Source organism: Streptococcus sp. KHUD_014 (genome assembly GCF_051106275.1).
Taxonomy (GTDB): Bacteria; Bacillota; Bacilli; order Lactobacillales; family Streptococcaceae; genus Streptococcus.
The window spans coordinates 1,929,254-1,943,703 of the sequence record NZ_CP193666.1; the positions used below are offsets into that span (position 1 = coordinate 1,929,254).

Annotated in this window: 11 protein-coding genes and 1 riboswitch; of the genes, 4 read left to right on the forward strand and 7 right to left on the reverse strand. The window is 42.2% G+C overall.

What is annotated here, in order from left to right:
• Nucleotides 1-52: 52 nt before the first annotated feature.
• The 3 genes from mgtA to uvrA all read right to left on the reverse strand — a co-directional run bounded on the left by mgtA (nucleotide 53) and on the right by uvrA (nucleotide 6,998).
• Nucleotides 53-2,713 carry a magnesium-translocating P-type ATPase gene (gene mgtA, locus ACORHT_RS09310; RefSeq protein WP_434350123.1) on the reverse strand — a complete coding sequence of 887 codons (2,661 nt, stop codon included), beginning with the start codon at nucleotides 2,711-2,713 and terminating at the stop codon, nucleotides 53-55.
• Between the two features lie 192 nt (nucleotides 2,714-2,905).
• Nucleotides 2,906-3,059: riboswitch (M-box (ykoK) riboswitch) on the reverse strand.
• Nucleotides 3,060-3,112: 53 nt separating this feature from the next.
• Nucleotides 3,113-4,174, reverse strand: a complete 1,062-nt coding sequence (locus tag ACORHT_RS09315; RefSeq protein ID WP_434350124.1) for a M24 family metallopeptidase — start codon at nucleotides 4,172-4,174, stop codon at nucleotides 3,113-3,115.
• Nucleotides 4,167-6,998 carry an excinuclease ABC subunit UvrA gene (gene uvrA, locus ACORHT_RS09320; protein ID WP_434350125.1) on the reverse strand — a complete coding sequence of 944 codons (2,832 nt, stop codon included), beginning with the start codon at nucleotides 6,996-6,998 and terminating at the stop codon, nucleotides 4,167-4,169. The genes ACORHT_RS09315 and uvrA overlap by 8 nt, the downstream gene beginning before the upstream one ends.
• 142 nt (nucleotides 6,999-7,140) lie before the next feature.
• Between uvrA and ACORHT_RS09325 the strand changes: the two genes are divergently transcribed.
• The 4 genes from ACORHT_RS09325 (at nucleotide 7,141) to ACORHT_RS09340 (ending at nucleotide 10,421) form a co-directional block, all read left to right on the forward strand.
• Nucleotides 7,141-8,085 carry a magnesium transporter CorA family protein gene (locus ACORHT_RS09325; RefSeq protein ID WP_070458240.1) on the forward strand — a complete coding sequence of 315 codons (945 nt, stop codon included), beginning with the start codon at nucleotides 7,141-7,143 and terminating at the stop codon, nucleotides 8,083-8,085.
• Nucleotides 8,086-8,097: 12 nt separating this feature from the next.
• Nucleotides 8,098-8,772, forward strand: a complete 675-nt coding sequence (locus ACORHT_RS09330) for a DUF1129 domain-containing protein (protein ID WP_006146142.1) — start codon at nucleotides 8,098-8,100, stop codon at nucleotides 8,770-8,772.
• 197 nt (nucleotides 8,773-8,969) lie between these two features.
• Nucleotides 8,970-9,233 (forward strand): SemiSWEET family transporter, encoded by a 264-nt coding sequence (locus ACORHT_RS09335; protein ID WP_004250486.1) that lies wholly within the window; start codon nucleotides 8,970-8,972, stop codon nucleotides 9,231-9,233.
• A 150-nt stretch (nucleotides 9,234-9,383) separates the two neighbouring features.
• On the forward strand, nucleotides 9,384-10,421 hold the full coding sequence (locus tag ACORHT_RS09340; protein WP_434350126.1) for a S66 family peptidase: 1,038 nt from the start codon (nucleotides 9,384-9,386) through the stop codon (nucleotides 10,419-10,421).
• Nucleotides 10,422-10,465: 44 nt separating this feature from the next.
• On the opposite strand, the gene ACORHT_RS09345 is transcribed toward ACORHT_RS09340, so the two are convergent.
• Genes ACORHT_RS09345 through mutL form a run of 4 tightly spaced genes read right to left on the reverse strand, consistent with a single transcriptional unit; the run spans nucleotide 10,466 to nucleotide 14,277 of the window.
• The gene (locus tag ACORHT_RS09345; protein WP_434350127.1) at nucleotides 10,466-11,149 is read right to left on the reverse strand and encodes a lysostaphin resistance A-like protein; all 684 of its coding nucleotides are present in this window, start codon (nucleotides 11,147-11,149) and stop codon (nucleotides 10,466-10,468) included.
• Nucleotides 11,146-11,709, reverse strand: coding sequence for a DNA-3-methyladenine glycosylase I (locus ACORHT_RS09350; protein WP_434350128.1), 564 nt, complete (start codon nucleotides 11,707-11,709; stop codon nucleotides 11,146-11,148). Before ACORHT_RS09350 ends, ACORHT_RS09345 begins: the two co-directional genes overlap by 4 nt.
• 9 nt (nucleotides 11,710-11,718) lie before the next feature.
• Nucleotides 11,719-12,312: a Holliday junction branch migration protein RuvA gene (ruvA, locus tag ACORHT_RS09355; RefSeq protein WP_434350129.1), complete on the reverse strand. Its 594-nt coding sequence runs from the start codon at nucleotides 12,310-12,312 to the stop codon at nucleotides 11,719-11,721.
• A 15-nt stretch (nucleotides 12,313-12,327) separates the two neighbouring features.
• Complete coding sequence (gene mutL / locus ACORHT_RS09360; protein ID WP_434350130.1) at nucleotides 12,328-14,277, reverse strand: DNA mismatch repair endonuclease MutL; 1,950 nt, start codon at nucleotides 14,275-14,277, stop codon at nucleotides 12,328-12,330.
• Between the last annotated feature and the right edge of the window lie 173 nt (nucleotides 14,278-14,450).

Below are 14,450 nucleotides of genomic sequence, written 5' to 3' on the forward strand. Positions count from 1 at the left end.
AAATTTTAACTTTTTTGGCAATTTTTGAACTTTTTTCTTGACAAAATACGAACTATAACCATTCTTTATACTTCTTAATGTAAAACTTCTTAATAACTGTAACGCTAAACATATACAAGAAAATAATACAGATTAAGAATAAGAAGTAAGGAAGCCCTAAGGGTGCTAGACGAAGGATATTTACTAGCGGTCCATAAGGTAGACTGGTTACGAAAAAGGCTGCAACCAGTGTCATCAAAATCACAAGCCAAGCTGGTCTGCTTTGTACAAAAGGAACTTTTGCTGTACGAAGCATATGGATGACCATGGTTTGAGACCACATAGATTCGATGAACCATCCTGTTTGGAACAAGATAATAAACTGAAGAGCAGATTCTGACCCATGAACATAATGATGGCCAGTCACCAAAGGAACAATGATAAAGTAGAGGAAGATAAAGGTCAAAATATCAAAGACAGATGAGATTGGTCCCATCCAAACCATAAATCGCGTAATGGATTTTGCTTCCCATGTATGGGGTTGTTTGAGGAAGTCTTGATCCACATTATCAAATGGCAATGCCACACAAGACAAATCATAGACTAGGTTTAGGACAATGAGATGAACAGGAGCCATTGGTAAAAATGGTAAGAAAATACTTGCAACCAATAGTGAGAAGATATTCCCAAAGTTTGAACTAACGGTCATCTTAATATATTTGGTCATGTTGGCGTAGACCTTACGGCCCTCAACGATACCAGTTTCAAGAACCATGAGATCCTTGTCTAGCAAGATAACATCCGCTGTTTCCTTGGCGATATCGACTGCTGTATCTACAGAAATACCGACATCTGCCACCTTCATAGATGGAGCGTCATTAATACCGTCCCCCATATAACCAACACCGTGACCATTTTTCTTTAACTGTAGAATAATCCGCGCTTTTTGATCAGGTGACAATTTAGCAAAGACTGTTACTTTTTCAACCACTTCTGCCAATTCTTGGTCTGTCATTTGATCAATGTCAGCACCTAAGAGCATATGTTCAACGTCCAATCCAACCTTTTCACAGATAGCTTGGGTTACTTTTTCGTTATCTCCAGTTAAAATTTTTGTTCTGACACCATGCTCAAGCAAAGCTTGGATAGCGGGTGCTGCAGATGGTTTTGGTGGATCCAAGAAGGCAAGGTAACCCGTCAGAATCATATCACTTTCATCATCCACAGCATAGGCATAGTCTTCACGTAAACCTGATTTATAGCCAACACCTAAGACACGCAAGCCTTGACGGTTTAATTGACCAACTTCTGCCAGTACTTCTTGCCGAATACCTTCCGTAATAGAGATTATTTCTCCACGATATTCCACATGTGTCGAAATGTTCAACATTTCTTCTAAAGCGCCTTTGGTCACCATACTAACAACATTGCTATCATCTTTGACGATAACACTCATGCGTCTGCGCTCAAAGTCAAATGGAAGCTCGTCAATTTTTTGAAAACTGATATCTAGATTTTGTAGGATAGCGTGTTCTTTGGCTTCTTTTTCAGTTCTACTGATAATGGCACGGTCCATCAAGTTTTTCAAACCGGTTTGGAAATGTGAATTTAGATAAGCTCTTCTTAAGACCGCCATATCCAAATCACCATGGATATCCAAAGGGTATTCTAAGACAATCTCATCTTGCGTTAGAGTTCCAGTTTTATCTGTACATAGGATATCAATTGCTCCTAAGTCTTGGATAGCATTGAGTTTTTTGATGACTACCTTTTCCTTGGCCATGATAATGGAACCTTTTGCTAAGCTGGCTGTAATAATCATCGGAAGCATTTCTGGTGTCAGTCCGACACCCACGCTCAAGGCAAATACTCCAGCCTCTAGCCAGTCCCCATCGGTTAAACCATTTGCAAAAAACACGATTGGAACCATGACAAGCATCAAGCGGATCAAGAGCCAAGAAATGCTGTTCATTTCACGCTCAAAAGAAGTCGGTTCATCATAAGTGTTGAGAGTTTGCTCAATGGCTCCCATCATGGTGTCATCACCAACTGCTAGAACCATAGCTGTCGCACTTCCTGAGATAACGTTTGTCCCCATGAAGGCCAAAGATTCTGCTTCTAAGAGGCTATCTACATTTTGACCAGTGGCTTTATTTAAAGCTAGCTTTTCAACTGCATCACTTTCTCCAGTCAAACCTGACTGTTGAACGAAAAAGTCGCGCGACTCGAATAAGATGACATCTGCTGGAATCATATCTCCAGCGCTCAATTTCACGAGATCTCCCACAACCAACTCATCGATTGGCAATTCTTGTTCAAGACCATCGCGAATAACAGTTGCAGTGTTGACAATCATTTTTGAAAGATTGGTTGTCGCCTTGTCGCTCCGCAACTCTTGTACAAAACGGATGCCTCCTGAAATCAAAACCAAGACAACGATAATAATAGAGGTCGTAGGGTCCTCTTGGCCAGGTTTGGCAAGCCAAACGTTTGTAACGAGAGAAATAAAGGCAATCACAAGCAAAATGATTGTGAAAGGATTGATAATGGACTCATAAATCTTTTTAAAGATGGAATCCTCTTGACCCTTGGTGATGGTGTTTTCACCATATAGGTCACGGTTTTCTTCAACTTGTTCTTGGTCTAAGCCTTTTAGACTTGTATGGTAAAAAGCTAGACTATCTTTTAATGGAGTTTGAATAGCTACTGCTAGTCTTTCTTTTGTAGTTTTCATTGGTTTCTCCTATCTGTATGAATGATGATTTCATACACAGGAACCAATCGCTTTATAAGGACAAAACGACACAAATCAGCGATTGGCTGTGTATGTGCGGTTCTGGATGATCGTCAATTTGCATCGTTTGTCTCCTTTCTTTGTTTTAAAACAGCAGAAAATCCTGCCATAAAATGGCAGGACTAAAAAACTAATTATCTGTTTTCGTTCAAGCTTTAACTCCATAGGGCGATGTAATGAGCTTAGTCTTGACCTTCGCGACCAGGACTGTTGACCAACGAGTAGTGTCTCCACTGCTTTGCGGTAGTCATCCGTATCCCTATGGTAGCCTCACCTACCGTTTTCGCCTTTCAGTATAAACCTTTAACTAGTAAAAGTCAACGATTTATCTCATTTTTCTTAGATTACGATTAATTCTTTTGGAGCAAGGGTTAATAACTCACAACCGGTATCTGTAATCAGGATGTCGTCTTCGATACGAACTCCATACTTACCTTCGATATAAATGCCCGGTTCATCTGTCAAAGTCATCCCAGATTTAATGACATCTGTTGAAGTTTGGCTAAAGTAAGGTTCTTCGTGGATATCAAGCCCGATACCGTGTCCGATACCGTGTGTAAAGTATTGTCCATAACCTGCTTCCACAATGATGTCACGAGGGATTTTATCAAAGTCACGGAAACCTAAGCCAGCCTTAGCTTGGTCAATCAATGCTTGGTTAGCCTTCAAAACGGTGTTGTAAATTTCTGCTTGTTCGTCGCTGACATGGCCTAGGTAGATAGTTCTTGTCATGTCACTCACATAATGCTCGTAAAGGCACCCAAAGTCCATAGTAATAGCTTCGCCTAGTTCTACTGGCTTGTGCATTGGGTGAGCATGGGGTTTAGAAGAGTTGATGCCGCTCGCTAGAATGGTATCAAAAGACAAACCTGCCGCTCCCAGCTCACGCATACGGAAATCAAGAAAGTTGGCAATTTCAATTTCGGTCTTCCCTGGCTTGATAAAGTCAAGGGCATCGTGGAAAGCTTGGTCAGAAATGGAACAAGCCTTGCGAATAGTCGCAATCTCTGTCTCATCCTTAATCATGCGAAGCGCTTCAACAAACTGTGTCTGAGGAATTAATTCCAAACCTTCAAAAGCGGCTTGCATGCGGTGGTAATAAGAAACCGAGATTTCATCTTCAAACCCGATACGAGAAAGGCCCATTTCTTTTGCAATCTTTGCAATAACAGCCAACTCATCACGTTCTGCAAAAATCTCAAAACCAGTAACTTCCTGCTTAGCAGCGATGATATAGCGGGCATCCGTCACCAAAATTTGACGGTCACGACTGATAAAGACCGTACCATTTGAACCCCAAAATCCTGTCAAATAGTAGACATTTTTAAGGTTATTGATAATGATTCCATCTAGTTCTTTTTCTTGCATTTTATCGAGAAATGCTTGCACACGTTTATTCATGATGTAACTTTCCTTTCAAATACTGTCCTGTATAGCTAGCTTCATTAGTAGCTACTTCTTCTGGTGTTCCTGTTGCGATAATAGTTCCACCACCAACACCACCTTCTGGTCCTAAGTCGATAATATGGTCTGCTGTTTTGATAACATCCAGATTGTGCTCAATCACGAGAACTGTATTACCATCATCTACAAAGCGAGACAAAACGGTGAGTAGTCGAGCGATGTCCTCAGTATGCAAACCAGTTGTCGGCTCATCTAAAATGTAGAAAGACTTACCTGTCGAGCGCTTGTGGAGTTCACTAGCCAGCTTCATACGCTGAGCTTCTCCACCAGAAAGGGTGGTAGCAGGTTGTCCTAAGGTCACATAACCAAGTCCCACATCCTTGATAGTCTGAAGTTTACGTTGAATCTTTGGAATGTGTTGGAAGAACTCCACCGCATCGTTGACGGTCATATCCAAGACTTGCGAAATATTCTTTTCCTTGTAATGAACTTCAAGCGTTTCACTATTGTAGCGGGTTCCATGACAGACTTCACAAGCCACGTAAACATCTGGCAAGAAGTGCATCTCAATCTTGATAATCCCATCACCCGAGCAAGCCTCGCAGCGACCGCCTTTGACGTTAAAACTGAAACGCCCTTTCTTATAGCCACGAATCTTAGCCTCATTTGTCTGAGCAAAGAGGTCTCGGATGTCATCGAAAACACCTGTATAAGTAGCGGGATTAGACCTCGGTGTTCGTCCTATTGGACTTTGGTCAATGTCTATCAGACGGTCGATATGCTCGATTCCTGTAATAGTCTTAAACTTCCCAGGTTTGTCTGAATTGCGATTTAATTTTTGAGCAATGGCTTTTTTGAGGATGCTGTTAATCAAGGTAGATTTCCCAGAACCTGACACACCCGTCACCGCAATGAATTTCCCGAGTGGGAAACGGGCAGTGACATTTTGTAGGTTGTTTTCACGCGCCCCAGTCACCTCAATAAAGCGACCATTGCCTATACGGCGTTCCGTCGGTACTGGAATGGCACGTTTCCCTGCCAAATACTGCCCTGTGATGGACTTGCTGTTGCGAGCCACTTGCTTGGGCGTTCCTGCGGCAACAATCTCTCCACCAAAGACCCCTGCACCAGGGCCGACGTCTATCAGATAATCAGCCTCTCGCATGGTATCTTCATCGTGTTCCACCACAATGAGAGTATTCCCTAAATCACGCATCTTTTTCAGACTGGCAATCAGACGGTCATTATCCCTCTGGTGAAGACCGATTGACGGTTCATCTAAGATATAGAGGACTCCTGAGAGATTGGAACCAATCTGAGTCGCCAAGCGAATACGTTGGCTCTCCCCACCTGATAATGTTCCTGCAGAACGAGAAAGGGTCAGATAGTTGAGACCGACATTATTGAGGAAGGTCAAGCGGTCTTTGATTTCCTTAAGAATCGGACGAGCAATGATGGCTTCGTTTTTTGATAGGCTCAACTGATCAATAGCTTCCAAATGGTCTGCGATGGAGAGGTCTGAAATTTCTCCGATATGAGGTCCTTTCTCTCCTCCTACACGAACAGATAAGGCCTGGTCATTAAGACGATAACCATGACAAGTACCACAGGTTAGCTCATTCATATAAAGGCGCATCTGTGTGCGGGTGTAGTCGCTATTGGTTTCATGGTAGCGTCGTTTAATATTTCCTATAACACCTTCAAAAGGAATGTCGATATCACGAACTCCGCCGAATTCATTTTCATAGTGGAAATGGAACTCTTTACCATCTGAACCATAGAAAATGAGATTCTTATCCTCCTCTGACAAGGCCTCAAAAGGAGTATCCATGTCCACTCCAAAGGCTGTCATGGCTTGTTCCAGCATGTTTGGATAATAGTTAGAAGAGATAGGATTCCAGGGTGCCAAGGCCCCTTCACGAAGAGTCTTACTAGCATCTGGTACAACTAAATCCGTATCAACCTCTAGCTTGATTCCCAAACCATCACACTCGCTACAAGAGCCAAAAGGTGCATTGAAGGAGAAGAGACGAGGTTCTAGCTCTGGAACTGTAAAACCACATACTGGACAGGCATAGTGTTCTGAAAAGAGCAACTCTGAATCGTCCATAGTATCGATAACTACATAACCTTCAGCAATACGAAGGGCGGCTTCGATGGAGTCAAAGAGACGACTACGGATACCTTCTTTGATGATAATACGGTCTACCACCACATCGATGTTGTGTTGCTTATTCTTTTCAAGTTCAGGAACTTCGGTCACATCATAGACAACCCCATCGACACGGACACGAACGTAGCCATCCTTTTGAATCTTTTCAATCAGCGTCTTGTGTTGCCCTTTTTTCTTACGAATGACAGGCGCTAAAATCTGCAAGCGCTGACGTTCTGGCAATTCCAAGACCTTGTCTACAATCTGTTCAACAGACGAAGCCTTGATAGCCCCATGTCCATTGATACAGTAGGGTGTTCCTACACGAGCATAGAGGAGACGTAGGTAGTCGTTGATTTCCGTCGTTGTCCCAACGGTCGAACGAGGATTTTTACTAGTCGTTTTCTGGTCAATGGAAATGGCAGGACTAAGACCATCGATAGAGTCCACATCTGGCTTTTCCATATTGCCCAAAAACTGACGAGCGTAGGCTGATAGACTCTCCACATAACGGCGTTGCCCTTCTGCATAAAGGGTATCAAAGGCAAGACTGGACTTGCCCGAACCCGACAGTCCCGTCACCACAACTAGCTTGTCACGTGGAATTTCCACATCAATATTTTTTAAATTATGGGCGCGTGCCCCATGGATGACAATCTTATCTTGCATGTTACTTCTTTCTAGTCCATTGTTGCTTTCCATTATACCAAAAAAAGTGAAATTCTATTACCAAAAAAGCCGATTTTGTAGTATAATAGTACGGTGCTAAAAATCACTTAAACACAGAATAGATTAGGAAAGGATAGGAGATATGAAACAAGTCTTTCTCTCAACAACAACTGAATTTAAAGAGATCGATACGCTCCAACCGGGCACTTGGATCAATCTCGTCAATCCTACCCAGAGCGAATCGATGGAAATCGCCTCAGCCTTTGATATTGATATCGCCGATCTCCGTGCACCGCTCGATGCGGAAGAGATGTCACGTATCACCATCGAAGATGAGTACACCTTGATCATCGTGGACGTTCCCATTACTGAGGAAAGAAACAACCAGACCTACTACGTGACCATTCCCTTGGGGATTATCCTCACAGAAGAGGCTATTATTACCACTTGCTTGGAGCCTCTACCACTTCTTGATGTCTTTATCAATCGTAGGCTTCGAAATTTCTATACCTTCATGCGTTCGCGCTTCATCTTCCAAATCCTATACCGCAATGCGGAGATTTACCTAACCGCCCTCCGTTCAATCGAACGTAAGAGTGAGCAAATCGAAAGCCAACTTCACAAATCTACTCGAAATGAAGAATTGATCGAACTCATGGAGTTGGAAAAGACCATCGTCTACTTCAAGGCCTCTCTTAAGACAAACGAGCGCGTGATTAAAAAATTGACAAGCGCAACTAGCAATATTAAGAAATACCTTGAAGACGAAGACTTACTTGAAGACACCTTGATTGAAACGCAACAGGCCATCGAGATGGCGGATATCTATGGAAACGTCCTTCACTCTATGACAGAGACCTTTGCCTCTATCATTTCAAACAATCAGAACAATATCATGAAAACCTTGGCCCTTGTGACCATCGTTATGTCTATCCCGACTATGATTTTCTCAGCTTACGGAATGAACTTTAAGGACAATGAAATTCCTTTAAACGGAGAACCGCATGCTTTCTGGCTCATCGTCTTTATTGCCTTTGCTATGAGTGTTTCTCTCACTCTTTACCTCATCCATAAAAAATGGTTCTAAACAGGAGTTATTATGTCACAGATTGATTTAAAAGAATTAACAAAGAAAAACCAAGAATTTATCCACATTGCAACCCAACAATTTCTCAAGGACGGAAAAACAGATGCTGAAATCAAGGCCATCCTTGAAGAAGTGATTCCTCATATCCTTGAAGAACAACCAAAAGGAGTGACAGCTCGTTCTATCTACGGAGCACCAACTCACTGGGCTCATAGTTTCAGCGAAAAAGAGCAATACGAAAAAGAACATCCAAAAGAAAACGACGATCCAAAATTGATGATGTTGGATTCAGCCCTTTTCATCACAGGACTATTTGCAGTAGTTAGCGCCTTGATGAGCTTCTTCTCAAACCAACCTGTGGCCTACGGATTGGTAACACTTATCAGCGTAGGGGCTTTTGGTGGAGTTGCCTTTTACCTGCTCTACCACTTCATCTACCGCTACTACGGACCTGATACTGACCGTAGCCAACGTCCTCCATTCTGGAAATCACTTTTGGTTATGCTAGCAACCATGTTTGCCTGGGTCTTCATCCTCTTCTTGAGTAACTTCCTTCCACAAGCCATCAACATTAGCCTACCTCCACTTGTTTTGTTGGTGATTGGAGGAGCTCTCCTTGCCCTACGTTTCTACCTCAAAAAACGTTTCAACATTAAGAGCGCAAGTGCAGGACCAGCTAGATATTAAGATAAACAATAAAAGTAGTGTGTTTTGCAGACAGACTACTTTTATTATGGCTCCAAACCATTTTTCGATTCTTCAAAAAGTAGACACATTGTCTAAAATCGTTTTAATGTAAAGGCTTCCCTTAGAATCCCAAGGTTTTATCCTTGAATTCAAGTTGTTTTTCTGTTATGCTAATAAAGTAATAAGGAGAAATATATATGACTAAACAGAGAATTAATCAAATTGTTGGTTCAATTGGTGCCTTTATCGGGATTATTGTATTTATAGCCTACATCCCCCAAATTTTTGCCAATTTACAAGGGAACAAAGCTCAACCATTCCAACCTTTATCAGCAGCAGTCTCTTGCTTAATCTGGGTCATTTATGGATGGACAAAAGAGCCTAAGAAAGACTGGATTCTAATCATTCCAAACTCGGCTGGGGTTATCCTTGGCGGACTGACCTTCCTTACTGCTCTATAAGAATACAACTAATATAAAAAAGCAACCAATCGTGTGGTTGCTTTTTTACTACTTTCTTGATCTAAAAGCCTTTTTCTGATTCTAATTCTTGTTGTTTCCCCTCATCTTTTGTGATAAAATAGGCTCAATCTATTTCTAGGAGGATAAGATATGATTTCTACTATTGGTATTGTTAGTTTGTCTAGTGGCATTATCGGAGAAGACTTTGTCAAACACGAAGTGGACTTGGGTGTACAACGTCTCAAGGACCTGGGACTCAATCCTATCTTTTTGCCCCATTCGCAAAAAGGATTAGACTTTATCAAGGACCATCCTGAAGCGCGTGCAGAGGATTTGATTCAGGCCTTTTCTGATGATAGTATCGACATGATCCTATGCGCCATTGGTGGAGACGATACCTATCGCTTACTACCTTATCTTTTTGAAAACGACCAACTACAAAAGGTTATCAAACAAAAAATTTTTCTTGGCTTCTCGGATACAACTATGAACCATCTCATGTTGCATAAACTAGGAATCAAGACTTTTTATGGTCAATCCTTCTTAGCAGACATTTGTGAATTGGACAAGGAAATGTTAGCCTATAGCCTTCACTACTTTAAAGAATTGATCGAGACTGGAAGAATTTCAGAAATCCGCCCTAGTGACGTTTGGTATGAGGAAAGAACTGACTTCAGTCCCAAGGCTCTGGGAACACATCGTATCAGTCATGCAAATACCGGCTTTGAGTTGTTACAAGGAACTGCCCAGTTCGAGGGGGAAATCCTCGGCGGTTGCCTCGAATCTCTCTACGATATCTTTGACAACTCTCGATACGCAGACAGCACAGACCTTTGCCAAAAATACAAACTTTTTCCTGACTTATCCGACTGGAAAGGAAAAATCCTATTGCTAGAAACAAGTGAAGAAAAGCCTGAACCTGATGATTTCAAAAAAATGTTGCAGGCTATAAAAGAAACTGGGATATTTGAAGTCATTAGTGGACTCTTGGTCGGAAAACCTATGGATGAAACCTTCTATGACGACTATAAGGAGGCTTTAATGGACACCATTGATAGCAATATCCCGATTGTCTATAATCTAAACGTTGGCCATGCCACTCCAAGAGCTATTGTCCCCTTCGGAGTCCACGCCCATGTAGACGCAACGGAGCAAGTCATTCGCTTTGACTATAACAAAGAAAGCTGAGATGAATTTCTCAGCTTTTTCTCATTATCATTACTGGCATTTCATCACATACTACTGATAGCTAAAATGATGAAGGAGAGGCTATTCCCTAACATGTGAACAAATAGGGGATAGTAAATATTTTCTTTCCCTTTCACATAGATGATAGAAAAGGCTAAACCTCCACCCAAGTAATAAATTGCATTGACCCACTCGGATAAGCTTAAATTATGCATATGACTCAGGGCAAAGATAAGTCCTACCAGAATAATGCTTAGTAAATCTGGCAACTGTTTCTGCAAATGATGCAATAAGAGCTGACGGAAAAAGAGTTCTTCCATCAAAGGGCCAATGATGCAAGCAAAAACTGCTATCAGTAGGGGTTGGTCTTGAAAGGTGCTTTGAAGATTCGACTGGTTTAGACTTTGTCCGTCTAGTCCCAAAAACTGCCTTAATATTGACGATAGAAGTTCAAAGAGAATGGTCATGAGGAAAAGAAAGAGCCAGCCTTTTAAAATGCCAAAGAAGAATTTTCTTTGCGTTTTTCTAATCTCATTCCATTGTTGAATCAATCTATCCTTGCACAAGAAAGATCCATATAGAGCTAATACTACATAGACTAGATATTTTAGATAATTAGCAATGGCAGATGGCAGCAAATAAGACAGCAATTTAACACCATCAAACACAAAGAGAACTGTATAGAATATCGCAAAAATCAGAATTCCCTTATTTTTGTTAGACATCATTTAAGACCCTTCCACTCACAATCATTCTCATGGTCATCAACCAGCCCTGCTGCTTGTAGAAAAGACAAGACGGCGACTGGGCCTGTGAACTTGAAGCCTCGTTTTTTGAGATCTTTGGCTAACTTCTCAGACAGAGGTGTTTTAGCTGGGGCTTGGCGGTAATCGGGAACATCGTTAACGATCGTTTTCCCCTCAACAAAAGACCAAAGATAGGCATCAAAAGAATCATACTCCTTCTGAACTTGTAGAAATGCTTGAGCGTTGGTCCGCGTCGCAAATATCTTAGCACGATTGCGGATGATAGCTGGATTATCCATCAAAGCTTCCAATTCAGAATCGGTCATCTTTGCAACAGCTTGAACTTGATACCCATGAAAAGACTCTCGGAAAGCCTGCCGTTTATTGAGAACCGTCTCCCAAGATAAGCCAGCCTGATAGGTCTCCATACAGAGCAACTCAAAAAGCGCTTGGTCATCATGGAGAGGTTGGCCCCAATCCGAATCATGGTAGGCTACATATAGCGGGTTATTCATTTTAACCCATCCACAGCGTGTTGACATATAAATCTCCTATTTGACCAACATTTTAAGGGCCGACTTGATATAGTTTTCAGCAGTATCTGAAGTTCCTTCAAAGAATTTCTTGATTTTCTTAAGCTCAGTCGCCTTGTAACCCAAGGCCAACATAGCTTCCATAGCTTCTTCCAATTCTTGGTTGTCACTGCTAGATGGAACTGCAGCCTTAGCAGGGAAGTCATCTCCTGCAACTACTACCTTACCTTCCAAGTCCAGCACCATCTGCTGGGCTGTTTTCTTGCCAATTTTAGGGAATTTGGTCAAATAGGTAATATTCTTGGTTTCGATGGCTTGAACCAAGCCAGCATTGTCATCGGCAGCGATAATAGCAAGAGCTGATACAGGACCAATCCCAGAGACCGAAATCAGACTGAGGAAGAGTTTTTTCTCATCTTCTGAGCGAAACCCATAAAGTAGATGGGCATCCTCACGTACGACCTGATGCACATAAATTTGAGCTTCTTGGTTAACCTGACCTGAATAAGCATAAGGGTTGGCTACATGCAGGATATAACCGATACCGTTGACTTCAAGAACAATGTATTTAGCAGTAATTTTGGTAATGATTCCTTTTAAATATTCGTACATAGTTTTCCTTTTAGTTTAATATTTCCCCAACTCACGAAGACTGGTATGATTTTCCTGAATGCGACGGAACATCTTTTCCATGTCCGACTTGGTAAAGTGAACCAAAACAGGACGTCCGTGTGGACAGTTATAGGGGTTATCACATTGAGAGAGCTGATAGAGGAGTTGTCTAGCCGAGTGGTCATCAATACGATGGTTGGCCTTGATGGACCGCTTGCAGGACATCATGATAGCTAGCTCTGCCCGGTATTTCTTGATCGAAACTTCCTTGGTTAAAAGGAGCATGTCGCACATCTCATAGATTCCAGACTCGATTTCCTCCTCTGCCATCCAAATAGGATGTTCCCGAAGGATAAATTGATTCTCCCCGTACTCTGCTAGAAAGACGCCTACTTCCTCTAAAAGAGACATTCTTTCCTTGAGACGAAGGGCATCATCCGCAGGAAATTCAAAGATATAGGGCACTAGGAGTTGCTGCTGGCTCTGGTCAACATTGCCAATGCTCTCACGGTACTCCTCGTACTTGACCCGTTCCTGCGCCGCGTGCTGGTCTATGATATAGAGCCCATCTCGACCTTGGGCAAATAGATAAGTTCCATGCATCTGACCGAAAAATTCCAACTCTGGGAAGCTTGAAGATTCTTCTCGCTCCAACTTATCATAAGCCTTATCCAGACTAGCTAGGTCTAACTCTGGATGGTCTAGTTGGTCATAGCTAGCTGGCTTTCTCTCTGCAAAATGCAGTTTAGCTGGCTTGGTCATCTGGTCCAAGGTTTCCTTGGCAAACAAGGTCAAATCCTGTCTTTCTTCCGTCAGATTCACCTGATGGTCTGCCACCTCAGCTTGTGTCGGTCTTGTCGGTTCATTTTTTTCATAATAGAGCGTATTTTCTCTCAGTGGCAAAGTCGTTTGCTCCACCTTTTCACGATTGCGAACGGTAGACTTTGCAAGATTTTCCAAGGCATCTGGAATCAAGGTCTGTTCCTTGAGACTCTTTGCGATAGCTTCTGAAACCAGCGCCATCAGCTCTCTTTCCTTAGAAATACGCACCTCTTGTTTGGTTGGGTGCACATTGACATCGGCTAAGTAAGGGTCAATCTGGATGTGAATAACAGCTAGTGGAAAACGCCCCACCATGAGCTTGCTGCCGTAACCATCTAAAATAGCACGATTGAGTAGGAAGTTTTTGATATAACGGCCATTGATAAAGAGACTGATGTAGTTACGATTAGCCCGTGTCAATTCAGGCAAGGACACAAAACCAGAAATTTCAAAATCTAGGTCAGCATTCTCAATTTCAACCATTTTTTTAGCACTGGCTAAACCATAAATCCCAGCAATGGCTTGACGCAGTTGACCCGTACCAGCTGTTCGTGTCATTTCCTTGCCATCGCTAATCAGGCTAAAGGAAATCTCAGGATGGGCTAGCCCCAAACGGTTGACAATATCAATGATGTGAGACAACTCCGCTTGCTGACTCTTCATATACTTGAGACGAGCTGGTGTGTTGAAAAAGAGGTCCTCCACACAAACCTTTGTCCCAACAGGACTGGTCGCTGGGCTAATCTCTTCAACTTCTCCCCCACGAGCCACTAACTTGGTTCCGTGACTTGCTCCATCCACCGCAGTCAACAAGGTTAAGACACTAACAGAAGCGATTGAAGGCAGGGCTTCACCACGAAAACCCAGCGTGCGAATCCTAAACAAATCCGCTTGATTTTTGATCTTACTGGTCGCATGACGACGGAGAGCCAACTCTACTTCGTCGTGGGCAATCCCGTGACCATTATCAGTGATTTGAATTTTCTTAAGACCAGCTTCTTCAATCTCAACGATAATCTGGCTTGAGCCAGCATCGATAGCATTTTCAACTAATTCTTTGACAACGCTCGCAGGACGCTCGATAACTTCTCCTGCTGCAATTTGGTTGGCCAATACTTCTGGCAATTCAATAATATGAGACATTTTCCAGCCCCTTTCTTAACTATTTTTATCTATTTCTCTGAAAATAAGCTAGTGCTATTATACCATATTTCACTCGTTTCCAAAAAAGTCCAAGCAGCAACTTTCTTCCCGATTTTACTAGGTTATTTCCACAGTTTGTGGTAAAATAGGTAGAAACAATATTTTAAAAAGGA

Bases quoted from the DNA above. Each gene is read 5' to 3' on its own strand.
- mgtA (WP_434350123.1), bottom strand. From the start codon at position 2,713: ATGAAAACTACAAAAGAAAGACTAGCAGTAGCTATTCAAACTCCATTA.
- ACORHT_RS09315 (WP_434350124.1), bottom strand. From the start codon at position 4,174: ATGAATAAACGTGTGCAAGCATTTCTCGATAAAATGCAAGAAAAAGAA.
- uvrA (WP_434350125.1), bottom strand. From the start codon at position 6,998: ATGCAAGATAAGATTGTCATCCATGGGGCACGCGCCCATAATTTAAAA.
- ACORHT_RS09325 (WP_070458240.1), top strand. From the start codon at position 7,141: ATGAAACAAGTCTTTCTCTCAACAACAACTGAATTTAAAGAGATCGAT.
- ACORHT_RS09330 (WP_006146142.1), top strand. From the start codon at position 8,098: ATGTCACAGATTGATTTAAAAGAATTAACAAAGAAAAACCAAGAATTT.
- ACORHT_RS09335 (WP_004250486.1), top strand. From the start codon at position 8,970: ATGACTAAACAGAGAATTAATCAAATTGTTGGTTCAATTGGTGCCTTT.
- ACORHT_RS09340 (WP_434350126.1), top strand. From the start codon at position 9,384: ATGATTTCTACTATTGGTATTGTTAGTTTGTCTAGTGGCATTATCGGA.
- ACORHT_RS09345 (WP_434350127.1), bottom strand. From the start codon at position 11,149: ATGATGTCTAACAAAAATAAGGGAATTCTGATTTTTGCGATATTCTAT.
- ACORHT_RS09350 (WP_434350128.1), bottom strand. From the start codon at position 11,709: ATGTCAACACGCTGTGGATGGGTTAAAATGAATAACCCGCTATATGTA.
- ruvA (WP_434350129.1), bottom strand. From the start codon at position 12,312: ATGTACGAATATTTAAAAGGAATCATTACCAAAATTACTGCTAAATAC.
- mutL (WP_434350130.1), bottom strand. From the start codon at position 14,277: ATGTCTCATATTATTGAATTGCCAGAAGTATTGGCCAACCAAATTGCA.